Source organism: Marinomonas ostreistagni (genome assembly GCF_016888445.1).
Classification (GTDB): domain Bacteria; phylum Pseudomonadota; class Gammaproteobacteria; order Pseudomonadales; family Marinomonadaceae; genus Marinomonas; species Marinomonas ostreistagni.
This window is the reverse complement of record NZ_JAFEKF010000002.1, coordinates 498,636-525,286: the sequence shown is the minus strand read 5'-3', so window position 1 is coordinate 525,286 and position 26,651 is coordinate 498,636. Positions and strand designations below refer to the sequence as shown.

At 51.1% G+C, this 26,651-nt stretch carries 22 protein-coding genes; 12 read left to right on the top strand and 10 right to left on the bottom strand.

Going from position 1 to position 26,651, the window contains the following annotated elements:
* Positions 1-71 precede the first annotated feature (71 nt).
* The 5 genes from JQX58_RS07875 (at position 72) to betA (ending at position 6,191) form a co-directional block, all read left to right on the top strand.
* Positions 72-260, top strand: a complete 189-nt coding sequence (locus JQX58_RS07875) for a hypothetical protein (RefSeq protein WP_204146287.1) — start codon at positions 72-74, stop codon at positions 258-260.
* A 157-nt stretch (positions 261-417) separates the two neighbouring features.
* On the top strand, positions 418-2,145 hold the full coding sequence (olsF, locus tag JQX58_RS07870; RefSeq protein ID WP_204146286.1) for a bifunctional ornithine lipid synthase OlsF: 1,728 nt from the start codon (positions 418-420) through the stop codon (positions 2,143-2,145).
* A 356-nt stretch (positions 2,146-2,501) separates the two neighbouring features.
* Positions 2,502-2,807 (top strand): isoamylase early set domain-containing protein, encoded by a 306-nt coding sequence (locus tag JQX58_RS07865; protein ID WP_204146285.1) that lies wholly within the window; start codon positions 2,502-2,504, stop codon positions 2,805-2,807.
* A gap of 240 nt (positions 2,808-3,047) precedes the next feature.
* On the top strand, positions 3,048-4,505 hold the full coding sequence (gene betB, locus JQX58_RS07860) for a betaine-aldehyde dehydrogenase (protein WP_204146284.1): 1,458 nt from the start codon (positions 3,048-3,050) through the stop codon (positions 4,503-4,505).
* Positions 4,506-4,523: 18 nt separating this feature from the next.
* Entirely contained in the window at positions 4,524-6,191 is a 1,668-nt protein-coding gene (gene betA / locus JQX58_RS07855) for a choline dehydrogenase (protein ID WP_204146283.1), read from the top strand.
* Between the two features lie 605 nt (positions 6,192-6,796).
* Here the strand turns inward: betA and JQX58_RS07850 are convergent.
* A complete protein-coding gene (locus JQX58_RS07850) occupies positions 6,797-7,474 on the bottom strand; it encodes a zinc metallopeptidase (protein WP_204146282.1) in 678 nt (225 codons plus the stop codon).
* 89 nt (positions 7,475-7,563) lie between these two features.
* On the opposite strand from JQX58_RS07850, the gene JQX58_RS07845 reads away from it, so the two are divergent.
* Positions 7,564-8,145: a DNA-J related domain-containing protein gene (locus JQX58_RS07845; RefSeq protein WP_204146281.1), complete on the top strand. Its 582-nt coding sequence runs from the start codon at positions 7,564-7,566 to the stop codon at positions 8,143-8,145.
* Positions 8,146-8,204: 59 nt separating this feature from the next.
* Positions 8,205-9,314, top strand: a complete 1,110-nt coding sequence (gene mltA, locus JQX58_RS07840; protein WP_204146280.1) for a murein transglycosylase A — start codon at positions 8,205-8,207, stop codon at positions 9,312-9,314.
* Between the two features lie 3 nt (positions 9,315-9,317).
* On the opposite strand, the gene JQX58_RS07835 is transcribed toward mltA, so the two are convergent.
* From JQX58_RS07835 to JQX58_RS07820, 4 genes are read right to left on the bottom strand one after another with little or no spacing between them, the layout of a single operon-like run.
* The gene (locus JQX58_RS07835; protein ID WP_204146279.1) at positions 9,318-10,184 is read right to left on the bottom strand and encodes a TonB family protein; all 867 of its coding nucleotides are present in this window, start codon (positions 10,182-10,184) and stop codon (positions 9,318-9,320) included.
* Entirely contained in the window at positions 10,181-10,621 is a 441-nt protein-coding gene (locus tag JQX58_RS07830) for an ExbD/TolR family protein (RefSeq protein ID WP_204146278.1), read from the bottom strand. The genes JQX58_RS07835 and JQX58_RS07830 overlap by 4 nt, the downstream gene beginning before the upstream one ends.
* Positions 10,622-10,623: 2 nt before the next feature.
* Positions 10,624-11,043 carry an ExbD/TolR family protein gene (locus JQX58_RS07825; RefSeq protein WP_204146277.1) on the bottom strand — a complete coding sequence of 140 codons (420 nt, stop codon included), beginning with the start codon at positions 11,041-11,043 and terminating at the stop codon, positions 10,624-10,626.
* Positions 11,033-11,707 carry a MotA/TolQ/ExbB proton channel family protein gene (locus JQX58_RS07820; RefSeq protein WP_204146276.1) on the bottom strand — a complete coding sequence of 225 codons (675 nt, stop codon included), beginning with the start codon at positions 11,705-11,707 and terminating at the stop codon, positions 11,033-11,035. The genes JQX58_RS07825 and JQX58_RS07820 overlap by 11 nt, the downstream gene beginning before the upstream one ends.
* A 149-nt stretch (positions 11,708-11,856) precedes the next feature.
* Between JQX58_RS07820 and JQX58_RS07815 the strand changes: the two genes are divergently transcribed.
* Genes JQX58_RS07815 through JQX58_RS07805 form a run of 3 tightly spaced genes read left to right on the top strand, consistent with a single transcriptional unit; the run spans position 11,857 to position 16,201 of the window.
* Positions 11,857-13,173, top strand: a complete 1,317-nt coding sequence (locus tag JQX58_RS07815; protein ID WP_204146275.1) for a DASH family cryptochrome — start codon at positions 11,857-11,859, stop codon at positions 13,171-13,173.
* Positions 13,170-14,654: an FAD-binding domain-containing protein gene (locus JQX58_RS07810; protein ID WP_204146274.1), complete on the top strand. Its 1,485-nt coding sequence runs from the start codon at positions 13,170-13,172 to the stop codon at positions 14,652-14,654. The genes JQX58_RS07815 and JQX58_RS07810 overlap by 4 nt, the downstream gene beginning before the upstream one ends.
* On the top strand, positions 14,651-16,201 hold the full coding sequence (locus tag JQX58_RS07805) for a cryptochrome/photolyase family protein (RefSeq protein WP_204146273.1): 1,551 nt from the start codon (positions 14,651-14,653) through the stop codon (positions 16,199-16,201). The genes JQX58_RS07810 and JQX58_RS07805 overlap by 4 nt, the downstream gene beginning before the upstream one ends.
* Positions 16,202-16,223: 22 nt before the next feature.
* Here the strand turns inward: JQX58_RS07805 and JQX58_RS07800 are convergent, their stop codons facing one another.
* From JQX58_RS07800 to JQX58_RS07780, 5 genes are all read right to left on the bottom strand, one after another.
* Positions 16,224-17,552: an MATE family efflux transporter gene (locus JQX58_RS07800; protein ID WP_204146272.1), complete on the bottom strand. Its 1,329-nt coding sequence runs from the start codon at positions 17,550-17,552 to the stop codon at positions 16,224-16,226.
* Between the two features lie 58 nt (positions 17,553-17,610).
* Entirely contained in the window at positions 17,611-17,769 is a 159-nt protein-coding gene (locus JQX58_RS07795) for a DUF2256 domain-containing protein (protein ID WP_204146271.1), read from the bottom strand.
* A gap of 59 nt (positions 17,770-17,828) precedes the next feature.
* Entirely contained in the window at positions 17,829-19,415 is a 1,587-nt protein-coding gene (locus JQX58_RS07790; RefSeq protein ID WP_204146270.1) for a cation:proton antiporter family protein, read from the bottom strand.
* Between the two features lie 103 nt (positions 19,416-19,518).
* The gene (locus tag JQX58_RS07785) at positions 19,519-21,096 is read right to left on the bottom strand and encodes an L-lactate permease (protein ID WP_204146269.1); all 1,578 of its coding nucleotides are present in this window, start codon (positions 21,094-21,096) and stop codon (positions 19,519-19,521) included.
* A 97-nt stretch (positions 21,097-21,193) separates the two neighbouring features.
* Positions 21,194-22,075: a LysR family transcriptional regulator gene (locus tag JQX58_RS07780; protein WP_204146268.1), complete on the bottom strand. Its 882-nt coding sequence runs from the start codon at positions 22,073-22,075 to the stop codon at positions 21,194-21,196.
* A 127-nt stretch (positions 22,076-22,202) separates the two neighbouring features.
* Here JQX58_RS07780 and JQX58_RS07775 point away from each other — a divergent pair, with 127 nt between their 5' ends.
* Complete coding sequence (locus JQX58_RS07775; RefSeq protein ID WP_204146267.1) at positions 22,203-23,765, top strand: NADH-quinone oxidoreductase subunit L; 1,563 nt, start codon at positions 22,203-22,205, stop codon at positions 23,763-23,765.
* Positions 23,765-26,170 (top strand): YbcC family protein, encoded by a 2,406-nt coding sequence (locus JQX58_RS07770; RefSeq protein WP_239090217.1) that lies wholly within the window; start codon positions 23,765-23,767, stop codon positions 26,168-26,170. Before JQX58_RS07775 ends, JQX58_RS07770 begins: the two co-directional genes overlap by 1 nt.
* The last annotated feature ends 481 nt before the right edge of the window (positions 26,171-26,651 follow it).

The following is a 26,651-nucleotide window of genomic DNA, read 5'->3' as shown; positions in this document are numbered from 1 at the left end:
TAAACTAAAGCCAATACCGACGGATTCTGGTATAGTGAAGTTTACTACTGACTAAAAATAAGGAACGCGCCATGGCGACCAAAAAGAAGCAAGATGCAGCCATTGAGACATCAGACTCAATCGCAAAACAAATGGAAGAGTTTTTAGCCCGTGGCGGTCAAATCGAGCAAATTGATTCGGGTGTCAGTGGTCAAACTGATTACAAAGGGTCACGCCACATTACCCTTGGCAATAGCAATAAAGCGAAACAAGAAGCTTAATGTTATCCCCCTCTGAAAAGGCCGCTGTAGCGGCCTTTTTTGTGCCTATCATTTCTGCTGTTTAATTTGTCATCAATGCAACACCAAAACGTCACACTTCTGTCACGCATACTTTTTAGCCTGTTAGCGATAGAGAGTAGCCTTTTCGGAGTGTCGCGTGTTACAGGTCGAACAATTAATTACCAGCAAAGCCCCGCAGTTTTTTGACAAAAGTCCGCTGATTACCAAGCCGACCATTAGTGTCTTAAAGCGTCTATTTCACGAACACGAAGTCAATCAGTTCCTCGAGCACAACGGTGAATACGTTGGCTTTGAGTTTATTGACCGGGTACTCGACCATTTCAATTTTGGTTATCAAGCCAGCCAAGTGGACCGCCGTAATATTCCGGCGTTTGGCCGTACTGTTATTGTTGCCAACCACCCACTTGGGGCCCTTGATGGCCTCGCTATTTTGCGCCTTATCGGCGAAATCCGCCCAGACGTCAAAATCGTCGCTAATGATTTATTACTCGGTTTTGATGCGCTAAAAGGCCTAGTACTGCCGGTGGATAATATGGGCGGCAAAACTGGCCGTCAGCAGCTTAAAGCCATCATGGACTGCTTGCAGCGCGAAGAGTGTGTCATTATCTTCCCTGCGGGTGAAGTGTCCCGCTTATCGCCCAGCGGCGTAAAGGATCTACAGTGGAGCTCGAGTTACCTAAAGATCGCCCAAAAAACCAATAGTCAGATTTTGCCAGTGCACATTGGCGGGCGTAACTCGATGATGTTTTACACCAGTTCTTGGGTGTATCGCCCACTGTCGACGCTACAGCTGGCCAATGAAATGTTTCGTCAACGCAATCGACGCATTCCGATTCAAGTGGGCGAGCCGATCCCGATCCAAGAGCTGGCCAAATTGCCACTGAGCAACAAAGAGAAAAACAAACTGGTGAAGCGTCACTTGTACCGCATCGCCAAAGGCCGCAAACCGCTCCTAAAAACAGAGAAAACCATTTCTCACCCACAAAACCGCCAACAGCTCAAACTTGAGTTAAAGCGCGCTGAGCATCTGGGCTCGACCAAAGATAATAAGCAAATTTACTTAGCTGAATACGAGCACGAATCCAGCCTCATGCAAGAGATTGGCCGCTTACGTGAAATTGCCTTTCGTAAGGTCGGCGAAGGCACCGGCGAGCACAAGGACTTAGATAAATACGATCGCGATTATCGTCATTTAGTACTTTGGGACGAAGAAGAGCTGGAAGTGGTTGGCGCGTATCGCATCGGCGAGGTCTATCGTTTTCTGCAGAGCGATACACCACACAGTATTTACAGCACCACCTTGTTTCAATACAGCTGCGATATGGAGCCTTATTTTGCCCAAGGCATTGAGCTTGGCCGCAGTTTTGTACAACCAAAATATTGGGGCAAGCGCAGCTTAGATTACTTATGGTACGGCATCGGCGCCTACTTAAAGCGCCACCCAGAAGTGCGCTATATGTTTGGCCCAGTTAGCTTAAGTGGCAACTACCCAACTTTGGCCAAAGACATGATCGTGCATTTCTACTGCACCTACTTTGCCGACAAAGAGCATTTGGCCGCATCGTATAACCCTTATTTGATCCAAGCAGAGCATAAAGAACTCCTTAAAGGCTTCTTTACTGGCCAAAGCTACGAAGAAGACTTTCGCATCCTTAAAGAGCAGTTAGGTAATTTGGGGGCTGCGGTACCGACCTTGTTCAAGCAATACAGCGAACTGTGCGACGAACAAGGGGTACGCTTTTTGGATTTTGGTGTCGACGCGGACTTTGGTTACTGTGTCGACGGTTTGGTCTTGGTCGACTTAGAAAAAGTCAAAGACAGCAAGCGCAAGCGCTACCTTGAGGGCGGCCAAAACACGGTTTAAGAGTCATGGTGCGAGTGGCTGTGTTTGTGGTGCTTTTGATACCAACGGTAGCCAAATTTCGCGACCAAAGCGATGACCAATACGATAAGTACTATATGAGCGAATTCCATCATCATCCCCTCTTATTGTTGTTGGTGACATGCTTCAGTCTAGGACGTGACGCCCAAATATTGTGCAGGGTTTGAACAATTTTCCTTCACTTTGGTCAGACAAGATATGTAGTATAAGTTATAGGCAGTTTGCTTAATGGGGTTGGGGATAAGCACTCGAGTTGTCCCCATTGGCGCAGGACTTGCTTGCAACTATTTGGATGTGCATAAGTCACGAGTTCCCCATTTGGACTCAAGGAGCGATCGATGATTGAAAAAACGTACTTAAAAACCAAGCCTCAATGTAAGGTCAAATTTGCCTTGCCGGCAGAGCAGCTTGAAGGCGCTAAAAAGGTGTACTTAGTGGGCGATTTTAACGGCTGGGACGAAACCGCTACACCGATGCGCAAGCAAAAAACCGGTGTATTCGCCTCGACGCTGAATCTTGATAAAGACCAGCATTATCAATTTCGCTATCTTGTCGATGGCCAAACTTGGCTGAACGATGAGGCCGCCGATGGCTATCAACAAAGCCCTATCAGTCCGGACCATAACTGCGTTGTAATGATTTAATTCTCCATAAATCAGGATGTTAGAAGCCCTTGTTAGCCTCCCTAACAAGGGCTTTTTTTGTACCTTAAAAGCCTCAAAGTCACTTCGCCACACGCTTGTTGCTAAAATTTTTCCCTCATGTGATTTCAAAATCACTCAAATTATGTACAATGTTTTTTATTAAACGCTCATTTAATAAAAATTTTCCTTCATCTGTGTCCTAAGACACACAACACAGATGACGCATTGAAGAGGTGAATCATGGCACATAAACAGCAATACATTCACGGGGGCTACCGAGCGTCTCAGTCGGGTGAAACCTTTGTTACGACCAACCCTGCCACAGGTGAAGAATTGGCAACCATCGAGTTGGCCGGTGAACAAGAGCTAGCCGCGGCTATTGAGTCAGCCAAACAAGGGCAACGTGAATGGGCCGCTATGAGTGGCGTTGAACGCGGACGCATTTTAAAGCGTGCTGCGGACCTACTACGCCAGCACAACGATGATATTGCCAAACTTGAAGTGCTGGATACCGGTAAGCCGCTGCAAGAAGCGCTTGAAGTGGACATTCAAACCGGTGCAGATGTGATCGAATATTACGCGGGTCTAGCCGATAAAATTCAAGGTGACTTCCAAGACCTAGATAGCGACAGCTTCTACTACACCCGTCGCGAGCCACTTGGCATCTGTGCTGGCATTGGCGCGTGGAACTACCCTATTCAAATCGCCTGCTGGAAATCGGGCCCAGCTTTGGCGGCGGGTAACGCCATGATCTTTAAGCCTTCCGAAGAAACACCCCTAACCGCCTACAAACTGGCTGAGATTTACACCGAAGCCGGCGTACCCGACGGTGTGTTTAACGTAGTACAAGGCGACGCTCGCACTGGTCAACTGATTACTAATCACCCTGAAATCGATAAAGTCTCATTCACTGGCGAAGTCGGCACTGGCAAAAAAGTCATGGCGGCGGCCGCTTCAAGCCTTAAAGACGTCACCATGGAACTTGGCGGTAAATCGCCACTGATCATTTTCCCTAATATGCCGGTGGATCAAGCGGTATCAGGCGCGATGCTGGCCAACTTCTTCACCCAAGGCGAAGTGTGTACCAACGGCACACGCGTGTTTGTACACGAAGACATGCTAGAGACTTTCAAAGCCGAGCTGAAACAACGCACCGAAGCCATGATCATCGGCGACCCGATGGACATCAATACTCAAGTAGGCTCATTGATTCATCAAGAGCATATGCACAAGGTATTGGAATACATCCAAGCGGCACAAGACGCCGGCGCCACACTGCTTTGTGGTGGTGAACGCTACCTCGACAATGGCTGCGACAAAGGTGCTTTCGTCAAACCGACGGTATTTGTCGACTGTGACGATCACATGCCACAAGTGCGCGATGAAATCTTTGGTCCGGTGATGTCAGTGCTAAGTTTCCGTGACGAAGATGAAGTGATTCGCCGCGCCAACAACACCAAATATGGCCTGGCTGCAGGCGTCTTCACCAAAGACATCAGCCGAGCTCACCGCGTCATCAAACAGCTTGAAGCTGGCATTTGCTGGATCAACACTTGGGGCGCATCACCTGCGGAAATGCCAGTCGGCGGTTACAAAGAGTCCGGCATTGGCCGTGAAAATGGCTTAGATACTCTACGCGCTTATACCCAAGTAAAGAGCGTATTGGTCTCAATGACGGATATCCCAAGCCCTTACTAAGTCCATGGAGGTGGTGCTATGAGCAACAAAACCTATGATTACATCATTGTCGGCGCTGGTTCTGCGGGCTGTGTGTTGGCGGATCGTTTAAGCCAAAGTGGCGAGCACTCAGTGCTATTGCTGGAAATGGGCGGTTCGGATAAGAGTATTTTTATCCAAATGCCCACTGCGCTGTCTTACCCGATGAATACCGACAAGTACGCGTGGCAGTTTCATACCGATAAAGAAGCCGGACTTGATGGCCGCGAAATGCATTGCCCACGCGGTAAAGTGCTGGGCGGCTCGTCGTCGATCAATGGTATGGTCTATGTGCGTGGTCACGCCTGTGACTTCGACGAGTGGGAAGAGCATGGCGCTAAAGGCTGGCACTACCAAAACGTACTACCCTACTTTAAACGCGCCGAATCTTGGCAAGGCGGCGCTGACACCTACCGTGGCGGCGATGGCCCATTAGCTACCAACAACGGCAACAACATGGCCTTAAATCCGCTTTATCAAGCCTTTATCAATGCCGGTGCGCAAGCGGGTTACGGGCAAACGGATGATTACAATGGCTACCGCCAAGAAGGCTTTGGCCCCATGCATATGACGGTCAAAGACGGCGTGCGCGCCTCGACCTCAAACGTGTATCTGCGCCGCGCGCTAAAACGCCCTAACCTGACCTTGCAAACTGGCGTACTGACCAAGCGCGTCCTGTTTGACGGCAAGCGTGCCACGGGCATCGAGTACCGTTTGAACGATCAAGTGATGCAGACTTACGCCAACAAAGAAGTGATTCTAAGCGCCGGCTCAATCGGCTCGCCCACCATTTTGCAGCGCTCTGGTATTGGTCCAAAACAGGTCCTAGACAAGGCTCACGTACCGGTTGTACACGACTTGCCTGGCGTGGGTGAGAACTTACAAGACCACTTGGAAGTCTACTTCCAATACTGGTGTAAAGAGCCGGTGACCTTAAACAGCAAGCTAGGCTTGATCAGCAAAGGCATGATCGGTACCCGCTGGATTTTGTTTAAAGACGGCTTGGGCGCCACCAACCACTTTGAATCCTGTGGTTTTATTCGCTCTCGCGCGGGCCTTAAATGGCCCAATATTCAGTACCACTTCTTGCCAGCGGCGATGCGCTATGACGGCCAAGCAGCGGTCGATGGTCATGGCTTCCAAGTGCACGTTGGCCCGAACAAACCCGAAAGCCGGGGCCGCGTTTGGATCGAGAGCAATGACCCTGAAGCCAAGCCACGCATTCAGTTTAACTACATCAGCACTGAGCAAGACAAACAAGATTGGCGCGACACCATTCGCCTGACCCGCGAACTGCTACAGCAACCGGCTCTGGATGCCTATCGCGGTGAAGAGATCCAACCGGGTGAGGCGGTGCAAAGCGATGCCGAGATTGATCAGTGGGTCAAAGACAACGTGGAAAGCGCTTACCACCCTTCGTGTACTTGTAAGATGGGCGCCGACGATGATCCGATGGCGGTGTTGGACGAAGAATGTCGCGTTCGGGGCGTAGAAGGCCTACGGGTGGTGGATTCGTCCATCTTTCCAACCATCCCTAATGGTAATCTGAACGCACCTACAATCATGGTGGGTGAGCGTGCTGCGGACATGATCCTTGGCAACGACTTACTGCCCACGGCGAATGTGCCGGTTTGGATTCACCCAGAATTCGAAACCAAGCAGCGTTAAGCCGTTTATAGAACACTCCTTATTGGCCCCTTCGGGGGTCTTTTTTATGCTTTTTTCTCAGGTTAATAGTCGCACCAGCCAAATCCATTTTCCGCTCCAAATGGACATTGGCTGTTGCTCCTAAGCTAACGTAGCAGATGCCCAGTACGAGGGGATTGTATCCCCGATCGCAAGCGCTAGCTTGCTGGGGCAAAGCCAAGGCGGCTATGCCGCCAATCGCGGGCAATAGCCCCCTCGTACAATCATTCAACTGACGCAACCTATGCTCGGTACGAGGGGATTGTATCCCCGATCGCAAGCGCTAGCTTGCTCAATTTTATGAAAGACTCATTAGACATTACCTTGCGTTTGATTTGCGCTGACGCGTCGAGGAACGAGACAATGCGCAAGCAAATTGAATTGCAAGGTCATGGCCTCCTCAGATCTCGCAACTCAAAGCAATGCGAGGCCCACAATCGCATCAGCCAAATCCATTTTTCGCTCCAACGAGCAAGCTCGGGAGATCGCTCCAAATGGACATTGGCTGTTGCCCTTCATGAAAGGGTCAGTCCCCTAAGCTGACCCTCCTACAATGCGTTCCCACTCATAGATATTGCGGGCGTGCCTCAGCGTCTTGGTAGGCGCCAGAACATAAGGATGTTCATTAAGGCAGAGGCCACGTAGGTCATGGCGCAGGCGGTTAGGATGCGTTTCACCTTGGGTAAATCTTGGCTAGACAAATAGCGCCCTTGGCGCAGGATGGGTAAGGCTTTGTTGAAGCTGGCGTCCCACTCTTCGGGCAAGATCGCCAATTGAATAAACACCGTCAGTAGTCCTAAGACAATCACCACCAACGCATGCAGTGCTGGGGTGTACGGCAAGCGCAGCAAAACACTAACGATAGGCCAAGCAAATAACATCAGCACCGCAAAGCGCTGTACTATCATCGCAATCGGCAAATAACGTGTACGCAGGCGTGCCACTGTCTCTTGGCGGTGGTGGGCAATGGCATGTCCGACCTCGTGAGCGGCCACGGCAACAGCTGTCAGTGAACGCTCATTCATGACATAAGAGCTAAGGCGCACACGCTTGGCAACGATGTCATAATGGTCTTTGCCATCCTCGGTTTGCTCGACTTTAACATCTTGTAATTCATAGCGTTTAATTAAATGCTCCGCCAGTTCACCACCATTACCAGGCAAGTCTGGACGGGCCGTTTTGTACTTATTTAGAATGTGCTTAACCCACAGCTGTGGACCAAAGAACAATCCAATAATTACAATCAGTAACAAAATGTAAATCATAAGCGACCTGTTACCCCGTTCGTTACATATGGCCTTTTGACCCATGCATTTTTGCTCATATAGACTAGAGTTGTAGCATGGAGCACGTTATGAGAAACCCACTAATACCCGATATACTGGCGCTGTTGCGAACCCATTCAGAGGGCATTGCGGAGTACGATATTCTCAAGTCTCTGAAACAGCGACATACGGTGTTGCAACGCTTAGCCGATGATGCCAACTTACAGCTGTTTCGCCAGCATTTTTTGATTATGAATGCACTCTACCAGCTGCAGTCTAGTTTGTGGCAAGAGGAGCAGTTAGTACTCGAAATCCGCTCCACGCGCATCCGTTTATTACACGATCACCCTCATCAACACAGCGACGCCACCACCCTTGCTGACAGCGCCGATGCCAAGCTGGCCGCCTATTATCTGGATTGGGACGAGTACGTCAAAACCGATAAAGACGAGGTCAAGCGCTTACTCGACAGTTTCTTCCACGGCATCCTCAACCAAGATGAGCGTAAAGAAGCCTTAAAGACGCTAGAACTTGATGCCGACTTGCTGGATGATAAAGAGGCTATTAAGCATCAATATCGCAAACTAGCGCACAATGCTCACCCTGACCGCGGCGGTGATACCGACTACTTCATTAGTCTGCGCCAAGCTTACGAATGCTTAATGCATTAAGCATTGAACTTATCTTGAGTTCAGCCACTCATAGCTATTTTACTCAGCACTGATTTCTTATGACCACACGATTGCTCGTTTTACTGCTTCCGCTGCTGCTTTTATCGGCTTGTAGCACACAAGAGATCGATTCTTCTAATGATTTCCCCAACAACGGGCGCGATGAGGATGCGCTTGAGCGCGATGAGCTCTATTTAAGTGAGCGCTTACCGCCTGGCCTACCCCATCCTGATGCCACCTTTAGTCATGGTTTGCAGCAGCAAATCCGCTACCTTGAGCGTATTGGCCAGCGTGATTATCAGGCCGGCAATCTATCGTTATCCAGTGATGACTTACGCGCCACGGCCAGTGAGTTAGAGGCCTGGTTTAACGACCCAAGTTACTGGCCGCAGCTAGAAGCATTTCAAGTGTCGGGCATGGATCAGCGCGGCAACGTGCAGATTACTGGCTATTATGTACCGGTGATGGAAGTGCGCCATCAGCCAGATGAGACCTTCCGCTACCCACTCTATCGCAAACCCAAAAGTAATGGCGGGCGTCTACCGAGTCGTGAACAAATTGATTTTGAGGGTGCTTTAGATGGCCAAGGACTTGAGATCGCCTATACCTCAAGCTTGGTGGATAACTTCTTTTTGCACGTGCAAGGCTCAGGCATGGTGGAATTTGAAGATGGCGAACGTCGCTTGCTGTCTTGGGGCGGCGTTAATGGCCACGCGTACCGTAGTTTAGGCAAGATTTTGATCGAGCGCGGCGAAATTGAACGCGACCAAATGTCGGCTCAAGCGATTCGCGAATGGCTCGCGGCGCATCCTGAGCAAATGCGCGAGGTGATGTCCACCAACCCAAGTTATCTGTTTTTCAGTGAAGGCTTAACTCAACCAGTGGGCGCGGCCAATGTGCCATTGACGCCGCTGTATTCGGTTGCCGTGGATCCTAAAATCATTCCATTAGGCAGCATTTTATTGGGTGAAGTGCCAAAGCTTAATGCTCAAGGAGAGCTGGTCGGTCATGAGTTTCGTTTGCTACTGGCACAAGACGTAGGCGGCGCGATTAAAGGACCAGGCCACATCGATTGGTATCAAGGAATTGGTGAAGAAGCGCACTTTCATGCGGGGCAATTGAAGCACTTTGGCCGAGTGTGGTTGTTGTTACCACGCTCGGCCAATTAGCCATTAGTCACGTAATTGGAACGCAACGGGCAGTGAAATTTCCATCGGAGTGCTGCCCATTTCCAGTGAGAACGCCGGCAGAGGCTGCGAGCGTTTCACCATATCAATGGCCGCTTTATCAAGGCGACGTGAGCCGGAGCTGCCAGTCACTTCGATATTTTTGGCATCGCCATTAGGGTGTGCGACAAACGATATCGTCACCACACCTTCTTCGCCACGACGACGTGAAGCACGCGGGTAGCGCTTGTTACTGGCCAATTTCGCCGCTAGCTTAGCGTAGTAATCCGCCTGTGCCGCTTCCTGGCCACCACTGTTGGCAGAACTTGCTCGACCGGTCGTGGCTTTTTGCTGCACCACGGTTTTATCCGCATTGGCTTGGTCTGCTACCACTTCTTGCGCAGGCTGTGGTTTGGGCTTTGGCTTCGGTTGTGGTTTGGGTTCTGGCTTAGGCTCAGGTTTCGGTTCTGGCTTGGGCTCAGGTTTGGGTTCTGGCTTCGGCTCAGGCGCGATGATCTCACTTTGCTGTTTCACCTCAACTTCCGGCTCGGGCACAGGTTCTGGCTCAGGCTCTGGAATCGGTTCCGGCTCGGGTTCTGGCTCCGGCTCGGGTTCTGGCTCCGGTTCAGGTTCTGGCTCCGGTTCAGGTTCAACGACCTCTGGTTCTGGCGGGGTAATTTCCGCTTGTGACACCACGGTCTCTTGCTCAGCACCCATATCCCCAAGCATGCCTAGGTCAAATTCGATGCCCTGCTCACCCGCAGCTAAGCTGCCTGAATCTTTATCGTCAGAGTGTAAAAAGGCGCCATAAAACGCGCCTGCGTGCAGCGATACGGCGACGCTACCAGCAATGATCCAATGACTGCGTTTCACTGGGCGTCTCCTTGCCCTAACTGCGTGGCGATGCTGACTTTGGTCAAACCAGCAGCACGGATTTCAGAAAACAACGGACGCAGCGACTCAATGTTAAGCGCGCCATCAGCTTTGATCTGTACCCAAAAGGCGTCTTGATCCGCGGCGCTGTCAAACAGTTGCGTGAGGCGGCTTTCGACATCCTCTAAGACCACTAAGTCGTCATTGAGATACATTTCACCGTCGCTACCGACCACCATCATCACATTCGGCTCGGCCTCAGGGCGTTGCTCATTGATCGAGTTAGGTGGGGTAATCTGGATCGGATCGGCTTTTTGAATTTGGCCGGCGACCATAAAGAAGATCAACATCAAAAACACCACGTTGATCAAAGGGATGACGCCGTCATCCCCGCCTTGACTATCGCGCTGGGCAATAAATTTCTGATTGATATTCATGATTACTCAGATTCGCTAAACGCATTGGCGATGGAGAGCTTTTCAGCTCCCTGCAGTTTCAATTGATCCGCTAAGGTCATCAATGATTGCAAAGACACGTCGTCTTCCGCTTGCAGTACAAATAAGCGATCTTGATTTTGCTGCACTAGATCGCGAATGCGATCACTGTTGGCGACAGACACAGATTGGCCGTCAAACCACACTAGGCCATCGTTGGCACGCAGCTCAAAAATCATTGGATCTTGTTTGTCTTGCTCTGGTGTCACCTCAGTCTGTGGCGCTGACAGAGGGGTATCCAAGGTACGCCATGCGACAAAGGAAGATGTCAGCATGAAGAACAAAAGCAGGATGAAGACGACATCGATTAACGGCGTTAGGCTGATCAGCTGTTTTTTACGCGGCTGATCCAGCTTAAGCGGCATGTGGCACCTCACGCGCAGCCACAGCGGCTAGGCGCTCACCTTCTTTTGATGTAAAAACCTGAGTGACGGCATCGTTCATGTTATGGGCAACGCGTTCTACTTTACGCTCTAACCATGCGTGCATGGCGATAACAGGGATGGCTACTGCGATACCCACTGCAGTGGTTAATAGTGCTTGCCAGATACCGCCAGACAGAACCGATGGATCCACTTGTGCTCCGGCGCTTTCCATCTGTTGGAAGGCCGTGATCATACCCAGTACCGTACCCAGTAGACCCAGTAGCGGGCTTAAAGAGCCGATGATTTCTAATGGACGTAGGAACGAGCGCAGGTCGTGTAATGTGTTTAGTGCGCGACGCTCAGCTTCTTCGCGTACAGACGCCACTTCGCGATTGGCATGGCGTAAGGCTTCCATACTGTAAGCCACCACGCTTTCAACTGGGCGCTTTTCTGACAAGGTGTTTAGCGCTGTATCAACGTCGCGAGCGCGCCAAGCATCGAGCGCAATATTGATGGATTTACGGCTTTCTGCACGCAGTGTCGCCAGTTGCCATAGCTTCACTAAAAAGATAGTGACGGCAATCATCGAGAAGCCAAGCAAAATCCATACGACAGGGCCACCAACAACAAGGAAGTCTTTAATTTGTTCCATTGTGCTATTCATTGCACGCTCCAGAAAAATGAATAAAACGATTTATTAAAACAATGATATTCATTCTCACCTGCGTTTACAAGAATTTACCTTATTATTTATTGCAATCCAAAACCACTAGAACTACGTAACTAAACTATTAAGCTAATTTGGGGAATACCATGTCTATCGGTCTCGTTTGGCTGGGCAACGACTTACGTACTGCGGATCAGAAGTTATTATGGGCAGCTCAGCAACAAGTGGATGAATTATTATTTGTCGCCTGCTTAACACCTGATATCACTGTGCCAATGCCCTATCAGTTGGCCGAGCCTTCGATGCGTCGCGAGCGCTTTTATTTTCAAGGCTTAGACGACTTGGCTTGCAGTCTGGAAAGCCTCGGACAACTTTTGTATGTCAGTGAACAGAGCGCCATGTCGACGCTGTCGGTATTGCTCAATGAACTGCCGATTACCCATGTGTTTCGTAATCATCATCCAGGCTGGTATGAGCGTCAGACCTTGGCCAACTTACAAGCTGAATTTGCTGATGTGCAGTTTGTCATCGAACACGGCCTAAGCCTTTTCACCGAGCAGCAGCTACCGTTTGCATTAGCCGACTTACCCAGCTCTTTTAGCAAGTTTCGCAAACAGGTCGAGCCGCTTAACCTGCCTTCCCTCTACCCGGAAATCACCAGCTTGCCATCCTCAAGAGCCTTGGATTTGCCTTACCTAGACGTCTGGCCTGCCCGTCGCAGCGATGAGCGCGGTTTATTTACCGGAGGTGAATTAGCGGGGCTGACGCACCTTAGCGATTACTTTGCCACCGATTTGCCCAGTCGCTACAAGACTCTGCGCAATGAGCTAGACGGTTGGGAAAACTCGACCAAGTTCTCTCCTTGGCTCGCCCAAGGCAGTGTCTCGCCACGCCAAATCAAAGCGTGCCTCGATGTTTATGAGCAAGATCATGGGGCCAATGATTCAACCTATTGGATCTATTTTGAGCTGCTGTGGCGTGAATATTTCCATTGGTACGCTACCTTGCACGGTAAAGGCTTGTTTGTGCGCGACGGCATTACCGGTCAAGGTCATGTGGGCAGTTACTACGCCGAGCGTTTTAAAAAGTGGTGCCAAGGCAACACCCCTTACCCAATCGTTAACGCGTGTATGAAGCAGCTAAATCAAACCGGCTATATGAGCAACCGTGGCCGCCAGTTGGCCGCTAGTTGTCTGATTTATGAGCTGGGCATCGATTGGCGCTATGGCGCGGCTTACTTCGAATCACAGTTGGTGGATTATGATGTCGGCGCTAACTGGGGCAACTGGCAATACATCGCAGGCGTTGGCGCCGATCCGCGCGGCGGCAGGCACTTTAACCTTGAGAAGCAAACGCAGCAATATGACCCTGAAGGGCGCTTTATAGAAAAATGGAGTGGCCATCAGCACGATCCGCAACTGGATTCGGTCGACGCCGCCGATTGGCCTATTATCCCCAAATGAAGCGCACAAGTCCTTCCGTAGTGTGGCTTAAACGTGATTTAAGACTCACCGATCACGCGCCGCTCGCTGCTGCGATAGCCTCCGGCAAGCCACTAATATTGCTCTATATTTTTGAACCTGCGCTGATCAATGATGGTCATTACGATGAGCGCCATTGGCGTTTTGTTTGGCAATCCCTTGAAGACCTAAAGCGTCAACTTGAACCCTTTGGCGCTCAATTACTTATTCTGCATGATCACGCACTGCCAGCACTACAGTGGCTGCAGCGCGAACACGGCTTTGATCAACTTTACAGTAGCGAAGAGATTGGCTTAGCCGTCACCTTCGCTCGTGATCGTGCTGTCGCGGCTTGGTGCCAGCAACAAGGCATTACGTGGCAAGAATTCCCGAGTGGCGCCGTGATACGTGGTCTAACCAGCCGCGATGACTGGGATCGTAACTGGCAGCAAGTGATGCGCGCACCGCTCGCTGACGTCGATCTCAAGCAAGCTCAGTGGCAGCCCATTACGGCGCCCGCACTGACACTACCTGAAAGCTGGCAAGTTGCTAAAAAAGGTCTGCAAACCGGTGGCCCAACGCTCGCGTGGCAAACTCTACAAAGCTTTTATGACGGTCGTGGCAAGGACTATTATCGCTCGATTTCTAGCCCTTCCAGCAGTCGCTCGGCTTGCACGCGCCTGTCTCCCTATTTAGCTTGGGGCAACATCAGTCTGCGCGAAGTCTATCAAGATCTGCTAAAACGCTGGCATACACCAGGCTGGCGCCGCAGCTTGATCGCGCTCAGCTCGCGCCTGCATTGGCATTGTCACTTTATGCAAAAATTCGAGTCCGAGTGCGCTATGGAGCAGCGCCCTATCAATCAGGGTTACCTTGAATTCCCGTACCGCAATGACCATCAAGTGACTCAGGATTTATACGCTTGGCAAACAGGCCATACTGGTGTGCCAATGGTCGATGCCTGTATGCGCGCTTTACACGCCACTGGCTATATAAACTTTCGTATGCGCGCTATGCTGGTGAGCTTTTTATGTCATCATTTAAACATCGATTGGCGCCTTGGCGCCGAGCATTTAGCGCGTTTGTTTTTGGATTTTGAGCCCGGCATCCACTACCCACAATTGCAAATGCAAGCCGGTGTGACTGGCACGAATACCATAAGGCTTTATAATCCGGTAAAACAGGCTCAAGAGCAGGATCCAGAGGGTGCATTCATACGCCGCTGGGTACCCGAATTACACGAGTTGCCAGCGCCGTTAATTCATTCACCATGGGACATGACCACAATGGAGGAAACCTTGTATCAATGCCAGATTGGGCAGGATTATCCCGCCCCTATCGTCGATCTTGTCAGTGCCGCAAAAGCCGCTCGCGAGCGGTTGTGGGGATTTCGCAATCACCCGCGCGTACAACAAGAAAAGCATCGCATACTGGCAACCCATGTGCGTCCGCCCACCCGTCGACAGCAGGATGCGTCTTCATGAGCCAATATCATACACTGCGCGTCGTCCTTGGCGACCAACTCAATGCTGGCCATCGCTGGTACAAGAAAAATGACCCAGGTGTGCTGTACTTGATCGCCGAGCTGCATCCCGAAGCCACCTACGTCAAACATCACATCCAAAAACTGTGTGCGTTTTTCTTGGCTATGGAAAAGTTCGCTGGCGCTTTGCTGGATGCTGGCCACGCAGTACGTTATCTGACGCTAGACGACACCGTCGGCCTGAGCCTTGAACAGCTGATCCTTGAAACAGCACAAGAAATTGGCGCGAAACGCATTGAGCTGCAACGCCCTGATGAGCATCGGGTGATGATGCAATACCGCTCGATCGCCGAGCAAGCATCGCAAAAAGTTAGCTTGGTGGACACTGAGCATTTCTTGCTGCCATTTGAAGAAATTCCGCGTCATTTCAAGCCTAAAACCACCATTCGAATGGAGCATTTTTACCGCAAAATGCGCCAACGTTTTAATATCTTGATGACCGACGATCACGAGCCCGAGGGTGGCACGTGGAACTACGACAACGCCAACCGTCAAAAGCTCAAAGCCAAAGATTTGGCCAATATCCCTGAGCCGCTGTGTTTTAGCCACGATGTAAAGCATCTATTGGCGCGTATTAAACGCCACAAGATTGCGTCCCTTGGTCAGGCCCAAGAAAACTTACCTTGGCCCGTCACGCGCCACGATGCGCTGACCATGCTGCAGTATTTTTGCGATCACTTGCTGCCTAACTTTGGTCGCTTTCAAGATGCGATGACCGACCAAACACCAAACAAGTGGAGCCTGTATCACTCACGTTTGTCGTTTGCCCTCAACAGCAAAATGCTCAACCCTAAGCATGTGATTCAAGCAGCAATCTTAAGCTATCGCTACCGCAAAGAAATCGACATCGCGCAAGTAGAGGGTTTTGTGCGCCAAATTCTCGGTTGGCGCGAATACGTGCGCGGCATGTACTGGATCAACATGCCCGATTACAGCGAGCAAAACGTCCTAGAAGCCGACGGCGATTTACCGGAGTTTTTCTGGACTGGCGATACCAAGATGAACTGTCTTGCCAACGCTATTGGTCAATCACTGGACTACGCCTACGCGCACCACATTCAGCGCCTTATGGTGACAGGCAACTTCTGTATGCTGGCGGGCATTGAGCCGAAACAAGTGGATGAGTGGTATCTGGGGATTTATGTGGACGCTTTGGAGTGGGTCGAGCTACCCAACACCCGCAGTATGAGCCAATTTGCCGACGGCGGCTGGATTGCCTCTAAGCCTTACGCCGCGAGCGGCAGCTATATTCAGCGCATGGGAGATTATTGTGGTAACTGTGCCTACGATGTGAAACAAAAGACTGGTGAGGATGCTTGCCCACTTAACAGCCTTTATTGGCACTTTATGGTCAAGCATCGTGAGCGCCTACTGAAAAACCCGCGCATTGGCTTAATTTATGGCAACTGGGACAAGCAAGATGAAGCGCAGCAACAAGCCACGCTCGATCGTGCTCAGTGGTGTCTGGATAATATCAATCAGCTCTGATCACACAAGGGTGCGATCAGACTTATGCCGCCTGCTGCTGCGCTTCAGAGCAGGTGGTTTTCATAATATTTTGATAGATCTGCCACGCCGCTAGACCCGCCAAAACATTACCGACACTCGAGCCAATAAACAGCCCCCACAGACCGCCAATCTGACCACCGATCCAAAGCGCTGGTAGGAAGAAGGCAAACAAGCGAAGCGCCGACATCAACAGTGCTTTGTAAGGCTGCCCTAAGGCATTCGCCACCGACACCATCATCATACACACGCCCAATGGCCCTAAACTCACTGGCACCCACCATAAATGCCAAGTGACGATATCGGTCACCTCTTGATCGCTCGACATCAGTGAGGCAATCCACGGCGCAGCGAACGCGACCAGTACCGCAACCAGAGCCTGAAAACCTAAAACATACACCACAGCAATGCGCACCAAGCGGCGAATGTCGCCATAGTTGCCAGCACCATAAAAGCGCCCCACCATCGGCGGCAACGTCATGGTCAGCGCCAAAACGGTGACAATGGCAAAAAACTCAAAGCGCGAGCTGACGGCCCACGCCGCCACCGCCGCGGTACCGAATCCTGCCAAAAGCTTGGTCGCCAACACCGAGGATAACGGCGGCAGCAACTGACTGATCATCGCGGGCCCCATAATATGACCAATTTTGCTGAGCGTATCGAGCCAATGCAGACTAGAAAAATCAAACGTCAGCCAATGACTGGCATAGGATTTGGGCACAATGATCAACATGCCGATAGCAAACGCGACAATGGTGGCATAGGCGGCACCGACGATGCCAAAATCAAACACAAAGATGAACAGCGGATCTAAGGCGATGTTTAGTAGGCTGGTGACCACCATAATGGTGCCTGGCAGCATAGTATTGCCGTTGGAGCGACAAATACTGTAGAAGAAATAGATCATGGCGCCGATCCAAGTACTGACTAACCACCAGCCCCAATAATCATCGATGATCGGCGTGACGCTCTCAGGCGCGCTGAGCAGGGCCAAAATGCCATGACGAAACACCCAAACCAAGACCGACACCAAGGCAATACCGATGGCGCCAAGTAACACCACTAAGCCACCTAGCTGCTTAGCAAACACCGTATCATCGGCCCCAAGGGCGCGTGAAATCAACGACGTGGTCGCAATGCCTAGGCCGACTTGTAAGCCGATAAAGATCATCGCCATCGGTGCGGTAAAGCCTTGCGCCGCCAGTGGCAATACGCCTAATTGGCCGATAAAAGCACTGTCGACCAACTGAAAACTCATGATCGACAAGATGCCAAACAGCATCGGCCAAGTCATTGAAAAGAGTTGCTTCGACAAATAAGACGTAGTTTGCATGTCACCTCAGTGGCGTATTAATCCCAGTTGGCGACTATGATACTAAAGATCCATGACACTAAGGCGAATTTTCCCTGTTTTTTGCGCGGTTGCGGCGACAGCGCTCCGAGCAATATTTGACCTCATGCCAGCAGGAGGCCCATTTTTTGCGCCACACAAACGGGCGCTGGCAAACTTCACAGGTTTTGCTGGGGAGATGGGGTTTGGCGTGAGGCATAGGGTAATGCGCTCCTGTTAAGCGGTCGCATTACCCTACGTGCTAGGTCAAAAAAAGGATCACAGCGCCTTGTTAGGCTGAGCGCGAATCAACGACAAGCTTTCTTCGGCAAAACCGGTACCGGCTTCGGTGTAGAAGTTAAACACATTGTTGATGCCAGCCTGTAACATATGCTCGCGCTCGTCTTGGTAACGGGCGATCGCCGCCACCTGACCGGTAAAGCCCGTGCTACGCAGCTGTTTCACCACATTGGTACTATCATCCGCCGATGGCAGCGCCAACAGCACTAGCTTCACTTGCGAAAGATCTAAGTATTCCCATAAGTCGACGTCTTCACCGTCACCGAAGAAAACATTATGGTTTTCGCTTTGCATTTGCTTAATACGGAACTGATCCGCATCCATGCCAGCAACCACATCGCCCTCGACCATATTGCTCAAGGATTCGTAGGCACCACGACCGACTCGACCAAGACCCACCACCAAGATCTCCATATTTTTAGGCTGGTAGAAGGTATCTTCTGGCAGTGGCACCGCATGCTCGTAATGGCGAATGCGATCTTTGTAATGACGGAAATAGCTGTGGGCTTTGCGGTACAAAATACTGGTAATAACAAACGAGAACGACACCGCGAGCGCCAAAATCACCAACCAATCGTTACTGATCCAACCCGCCTCGACACTCAATGCCACTACGATCAAACCAAATTCACTGTAGTTTGACAGCACTAACGCCCCCAAGAATGAGGTACGGCCGCGCAGGCGCAAACTGGTAAACATAAAGAAAAACAGCACAAACTTGGCCAGCAACAGTAACGTTAACAAAGCACTGATGCCCAGCATTTCCCAAGTCGGCAAGGCACTGAAACCAATACTTAAGAAGAAGCCGATCAAGAATAAGTCTTTGAAGTTCATCAACGACTTATTAAGCTCCGAGGCCTTGCTATGGGACGCCAACAAGATTCCTAAGATCAGAGCACCTAAATCGCCCTTCACGTCCACTAGATAAAATAGCTCATAGCCGCCCAGTGCCAAGAATAAGCCCGTCAGCGGCAGCATTTCCCCGTGGCCAGATTTGTCCACCAGCTTGCCAATGACCGGGCGCAACGGAATTAAAGCAAATAACAGCAGCGCCCACAGACTGGGTGCCTTGCCCGTTGCCAACACCAAGAACACCACCGCAACGATATCTTGCATTACCAAAATACCAAGCGCCAACTGACCGTGACGCGTCTTCAGCTCACCGGCTTCTTCGAGTAGTTTGACGATACATACGGTACTGGAGAAACTTAATGCAAAGCCAACTAAGGCTGCGGTACGCAGCGTCAAGACATCAAAATATTGCAGCCCAGCAAGACCTGCCAACGAGGCCACACCGATCACTAAAATGGTCCAAACGCCCATGTGACCAAGGGTCGATGCCCATACTTCACGTTTGAGTAAGTCTTTAACATGAAGCTTCAAGCCGATACAAAACAGCATCAAGGTAATGCCAAGATCGGACAGGTGCGACAGCACGCTCGACGGCTGCACCTGCATAAAATTCAGAATAAAACCTGCGGCCAAAAAGCCGATTAAGGGGGGCAGATTGACCATCTTTACGGCCAAACCGCAAACGAAGGCAAACAGTATCCAGATAAATTCCATAGCGTATTCGTATTCCTAGTCTTTAATGCTTGAGATAAGCCAGCGCAATGAAAGCATATTTTGCGTCAATAATGGAGTGGCCCCTAGGCTTCAGAAGCCATTTTTATGCCAAATGTAGCAAGATGGCGCCCATTAGCGCCGCAATGGCGGCATACACCAACATAGGAATGACGGTACGCTTAATCATGGCGCCTTCTTGGTTTTTAATGCCCAAAATCGTCGCCACCGCAATGATGTTATTGATGCACACCATATTGCCCATGGCCGCGCCCACTGACTGCAGCGCCAACACCAGCGCTACCGGCAAAGCGGTCTGCTCAGCAATACCATATTGAATGCCACCAAAGGTTAAATTAGACACCGTCGCGGACCCGGAAAAGAACGAGCCCAGCGCACCCAATAATGCCGCCACATAGACCCAGCTTTCTCCCATTAACCGCGCCAAACCATCGGCGATGATAAAGATAGGCGCGCGCTCATCGCCCTGCATCATAAAGTTGACCATCATCAGCGCGCCGATCAAGGCAATCACTGGCAGCTTAATGCGAGCGCCGGTCTCACCAAGGGCCAGTTTTAGCGTCGCCCAGCGCAAAGACAATATCGGCACCAACAGTAACACCGTCACCACAAATGGGATCAGCGCTGGCACATACAGCGTTTTATAAGACCAATTCACCGAGGTGTCCAAAATGCCGCGCCAGCTGATAATCAACGCCTCGCTGACCTCGATCCCAGCTAGACTAAACCAAGGGGTGGTGCTGTTTAGCAGGGCTTTGATCTCTAGCTGCTGCACTCGCGTCACGATCAAGATGACGATTAATAATATAAAAGGCGACAGGGCTTTCAGTACTGCTACAAACGGCAAGGAAGCTGTGCTGCTAAGGGGCGCTTGATGCTCGCGGTGCAGGCCAACGCCAGCCTTGGCCGCAGCAATGGAAATGGCCAAGCCAAGCGCGCCACCTAACAAAGCGGGGAACTCGTAATTGATCTGCGCCAGTAAAAAATACGGCAGCGTACAACTTAAAATACTGATGAGGATAAACAGAAAATTGGCACGAATGGCTTGCCAACTGACGAGGAACTTAAGCGCCAAAACAGGGATCACCAAGCCCGCGGCCAAATGCATCAGGCCGGTGTAAGAGGAGATTTGCAACACCATGACATCGCTTAGATTCAGCGCTTCAAAACCAAACCAAGTGGGTGTGCCCACTGCGCCAAACGACACCGGCACACTGTTCATTACCAAGGTCAGCAACGCCACAGACATCGGCGCAAAGCCGAGCCCCACCAAAATCGGCGCAGCAATAGCCGCAGGCGTACCAAACCCAGACGCCCCTTCAAGCATAAAGGCAAATGCCCAACCAATGATCATCAGCTGCGCCACCTGATTGGTACTGATGCGCTCCAGCCAATGGCGCAGCACTTCTTCTGCACCCGAATGCACCAAGACGCGATTGAGTAAGATGGCTCCGGCAACGATCGAGATTGGCGTCAACACCGATAACACACCAGCAATACCATTGGCCGTGAGGAGTTGCAGTGACGCCTCAAAATACCCCAGCTGAATCAACGCGGTCAGTAACGCGGTAAGCGGCAGCGCCACGTGAGAAGGCCAAGGCGAGGGCTTGGTCATACTCCAAATCAAAAACACCACTGGGCATAAGGCCATTAAGGTCGCCATTCGCTGTCATCTCCTTGGTACTGAGCAAGTTACGCGTCCATGTCTACACATAGTAGTGCATCTGAGCGACAGCGCGATGACCTAGGCCTTAAAAAGGCTATTCTAATTGCTGTTGTTTGAGTAGATGTAGCAGGACTTCTGGCACGAATTTGCGTGGTTGCGAGATGGCATAAAAGTGCTCATAGGCCTGAGGCAGCTCTTGGTAGACTTCTAAGCGGCCCATTTCGATCTCGTCTTTGACCACCACCGGCGGTAACACCGATAAATAGCCACTGTCACGGGCCAATAGACGCATCATCGCCATGTCGTCGACTTCGGTTTTGACATCAGCACGATACTGATGGGTGGTGCAAAAGGACTCAAACAAAGAGCGTATGCCCATATTATGGCCCGGCAAAATCCACTTTTTATCGGCATACCCCTCAGGGAACTTCGTCTTTGGCTTAGCGCCAGAAGGACCGACGATCGCCACTGATTGGCGTGCTACCAATTGGTTTTGCCACATCACACCTTGTACATCATTGGCCAAGGCGCGGTTGGTCAAAGCAATATCCAACTCATGGCTACTCAAGCCCGCCATCAAATCACTGATATTGCGCGCATAGAGCGAAAAACTCACCGATGCATCATCGAGCAAGGGAGCAATGAAGGCTTCGATAAAGTTACGCGACAAGTGGGTTTCAAAACCGATGTTGAGATGATGGTGCTGAGTATTACCGCTTTTGAGAAATTGCTCCAACTCTTCGCCCGTAGCGAAGATATCTTGCGCATAAAGTTGTACTTTTTTGCCCACATCCGTCAGAACCAGGCGTCGCCCCTCGCGCTCAAACAAGGTTTGCCCTATCTTATTCTCTAGCTGTTTGATTTGTGAGGACAAAGCCGATTGCGACACGTGCAATTGCTCTGCTGCTTGGGTCAAATGGCCAATACTTGCCACACGCCAAAAGTAATAAAGATGATGGTAATTTAAGCGTGCCATAAGGATTCCTTATTGCTGCTTTGATTAATATCAAAAACAGAACGTTTCATTAAAATATATGTATTTTTATTAACGTTAATCTAACGGCATACTGGCGCCACTTTCAACAATTTCCATGGCGAAACCAATGACTTTTTTGACTTTTTTGTTGCCAGCTCTGTACGCCCTGATCGGCCTTGCCTGCGGCTTACCTAAGCTACGCCAGCATGCCGCGCGGGTCGCGCTCGTCGGCGTATGGACCGCTCCCGTGTTGCTTGTCGCAATCTTGTCTTCTTGGTGGCTGTTTTCAGCCGATCAAAGCGCCCCCATTTATACCTCCTTACTCAGTGCCTTAATGCTGATTTTGGTAGTGTTTATGGCGTGGGTGTTGGTGAGCTTTTCCCAGCGTTATATGGCCGGCGAGCCGCGGGTTGATCACTATTATCGCGCCCTAATGCTGACGCTGGCTGCGGTGACACTGACCTTGTCTAGTAATCACTTACTTTGGTTCTGGGCTGGCTGGGTTGGTATTAGTCTGGGCCTACACTACTTGTTAACCTTTTACCCGGATCGTCCGCGGGCAATCCTAGCGGCGCACAAGAAATTTATCTTAGCCCGTGTTGCTGAGCTGTCGCTACTGTGTGCTTTTGGCCTGCTCTACTGGACGCACGAAACCTGGTACTTATCAGAAATCATGAATCAGATGTACGGCGCGCTGACTTGGCAAGAGCAAGTAGCCGCCTGCTTGATTGCTGCCGCCGCATTGATGAAATGTGCCCAGCTGCCCGTTCATGGCTGGCTGATGCAAGTGGTCGAAGCGCCTACGCCGGTCAGCGCGCTTTTACACGCGGGCATTATCAACTTGGGCGGTTACTTAGTCCTTAGCTTCTATCCTTTACTGCAACTGAGCAGTGCTGCGATCTGGTTATTGCTCATCGTGGCGGGTTTAACGACTGTCATCAGTGCCCTAGTGATGACCACACGTATCAGTATCAAGGTACGTTTGGCATGGTCGACCAGCGCACAAATGGGCTTAATGCTGCTTGAGTGTGCGCTCGGACTATATGAACTGGCGGTGCTGCACTTGATGACGCACTCAGTGTACAAAGCCCATGCTTTCTTGAACTCTAGTAGCGCTGTGCATGACTACCTAACCCGTAAAGTAGCGCCCGATGAGAACCCGCACTTTATCGCGTGGGGTGCGGCGGCATTGTTTAGCACAGTGGCGGTCGGTGCCGCCATCTGGTTGTGGCAATACCAAGGCCCTATGAGCCCATGGTTATTAATGTGGTTTGCCTTGACCCTCTTAGTTGCACAGTGGCGCAGTGTGCCACGACCCAGCGCTTTCTTGCGCTTAGCGTTGACAGTCATCGGCTTGGCATTGCTTTATGGTGGTTTAAAATCCGCTACAGGCTGGCTGCTGCACGGTCATATCCCTGAGCACACCGTGATGGCGTTTGGTGCCGAGGATATTTGGGCCTGTGCTTTGTTTGTGGTGTTGTTTGTGTTGGCGATCTGCCTGCGCTACTTGGCGCATTTGCCTTGGGTGCGCCGCTTCTCAGTGACTTTATTTGCGGGCCTTTACTTAGATGAATGGTTCACCAAGCTGACGCTGCTGATCTGGCCTGTGAGCCTACCGGCGTATTCGAAAGCTAAGCACCACGGTGTGGCGCTGATATTCCCAAATCTTGCAAAAGGCTGGAAGAAATAATGATGGATACTCACGCTCAACTCGAACTCAATGACGCGCAACAGAGTGCGCTGACACAAGCCACTAAGTGCCTAGCACCGAACTGGCCGCTGGATCAGATGATCGCTGTGAATCCTCTATGGAACCTAGTTGACCAGCCTTTTGACCAAGTCGCGACCAACATGTCTCTGCTGGCTGGCATTCGCTGTCATATGGACATCACCACCTACGTGCAGTGGTACGAGGACGGCCGCATTGCCAATGACCGTCTTATGCAAGCCGCCAACGAATATGGCTTGGACATGTCGCCAGAGTCGCTAATCATTTATTTGAGTAAAGAGTCGAGCCGCACCCAAAGCTGGCGCAACATCGCTGACTGGGCTGACTTAACCCGCAGCACGGCGAAGATGTCGTGGCACGATGAAATCACCCATCAAATCAGCCAATTTTGCGCCGCACATTATCAACAGCAACGCCCGATGCTGAACCGCCAATACCGTCAACAATCGTTGAACTTGTATCAACACTGGCTACAGGTTTCACGCATGGACCGCGGCTTGGCGATCATCATGTCAGAGGCAGGCCTTGATAAAGAATTTGATCACTTGCCGGACGATCAAGAAGCCTTGTTTGCTGAAGCTATTAAAACGCTTGAGGTAAACGATAACGCGCTGCCGGCCTACGCCCAATCTCTACTGCTCGACATCAATGGCTGGGGCTCGTACTTGGCTTATCGTGCGTTTGAGGCGCAAAAATCTGGCAAAACCAACGACGACCTGCGCTCACTGCTCGCCATTAAGATGGCATGGGAGCTGGTCGTTTGGCGCTATCTTGCGCAACACGATGCCGATGATTTTGAGCTGCTACAAGAGCGCTGGCAGCGTCAACTTAACCACATCGTTGAACTACGCAGTCAGCACCATGACGCCATGATTATCCAGCGTGTCTGGGCCCGCGCGTTGGAGCTGAGTGAACAGCAATCTATGCATCAGCAGCTTAAGGACGTCGCACCACAACACACTTCAGCACCGCGCTTGCAAGCAATCTTTTGTATCGATGTGCGCTCCGAAGTGTATCGTCGCGCCCTAGAGCGCCAAAGCAGCGAGATCGAAACTTATGGTTTTGCTGGGTTCTTTGGTTTACCGATTGAATACGAACAAGCGGGCACCCAAGTCACACGCCCGCAACTACCTGGCTTGGTACCACCCAGCATTCGCGTGTTTGAAAGCCAAGCGGACGACAGTCAACTTGATCGCGCTAATCGCAGCGCCAGCTGGAATCGCTGGGGCAATGCGGCGACCGCGACCTTCTCCATGGTCGAATCCATGGGCTGGTGGTATGCGTTTAAACTGTTTAAAAAGACCGTCGCTGGTGAAACCAAAGCGCACTCACCGAAGATCCTAACCAACCACACGCACTGGACTCTGACACGCCAAGGCACCACCCTGGGTATCAATGATCAAGCACAATTGGCCAAAGGCGTGCTCGATACCATGGGACTGCATTCGTTTGCCGACACCATCATGCTGGTCGGTCATGGTAGCCACAGCTGCAATAACCTACAGAGCGCTGGCCTTGAATGTGGTGCCTGTGGTGGCCAAAGCGGTGAGGTCAACGTGAAAGTCTTGGCGCAACTGCTTAACGACAGCCAAGTGCGCGAAAAGCTCGTGACACTGGGCTACAACATCCCTAAGCAGACACAATTTGTGCCAGCACAACACAACACCATCACCGACCATATTACCTGCTACAACAACGTAAAAGACGCTGACGTGATCGACTGGCTCAAGCAAGCCACGTATTTGACGCAGCAAGAACGCGCTCCGCGTTTGGATGAAGCGTTGATGAATATGGACAAAGAAGAGCGCGATCGCGCCTACCAAAAACGTGCCAAAGACTGGTCACAGACTCGCCCAGAATGGGGCTTGGCGGATAACAACGCCTTTATCATCGCCCCGCGTCAGCATACGCGTAATCTGGACTTGGAAGGTCGTTCGTTCTTACACGATTACGATTTTGAACAAGACCCTGACGGCGCAGTGCTAGAGCGCTTGATGACCGCGCCCATGTTGGTGACCCACTGGATCAACATGCAGTACAACCTTTCCACTACTGATAACTTCAAGTTCGGCAGTGGCAACAAAGTTTTGCACAACGCGGTCGGTGATCACATTGGCGTGTTTGAAGGCAACGGGGGCGACCTGCGCATTGGCTTGGCGCTGCAATCTTTGCACAACGGCGAGCAGTGGATGCACACGCCCCAGCGTCTTGCAGTCTACATCCGCGCACCGAAAGATACTATTGCCGCGATCGTCGCTAAGCATGAGTTGTTGCAAAACTTGGTCAACAACGACTGGCTGTATCTGTTCCATTGGCAAGATGGGCAGCTTAACCGCTACTACAAAGAAGCGTGGTTAGTGCGTTAGAACGAAAGCGTTGTACGAGGGGGCTATTGCCCGCGATTGGCAGTGCAGCCGCCTTGGCTTTAGTTCAGCAAGCTAACGCTTGTAATCGGGGATACAATCCCCTCGTACCAGGCTTCTGCCGTATGAAAATCTTGTACGAGGGGGCTATTGCCCGCGATTGGCGGTGCAGCCGCCTTGGCTTTAGTTCAGCAAGCTAACGCTTGCAATCGGGGATACAATCCCCTCGTACCGACCCTCTGCTGTATGAAAATCTTGTACGAGGGGGCTATTGCCCGCGATTGGCGGTGCAGCCGCCTTGGCTTTAGTTCAGCAAGCTAACGCTTGTAATCGGGGATACAATTCCCTCGTACCGAGCTACTACCTCGTTAGCTTGAGAGCTTCAGCCATTGTCCATTTGAAGCGATCTCCCGAGCTTGCTCGTTGGAGCGAAAAATGGATATGGCTGAAGCGATTTCAACCTGAATTACTACCAACCTAGCCA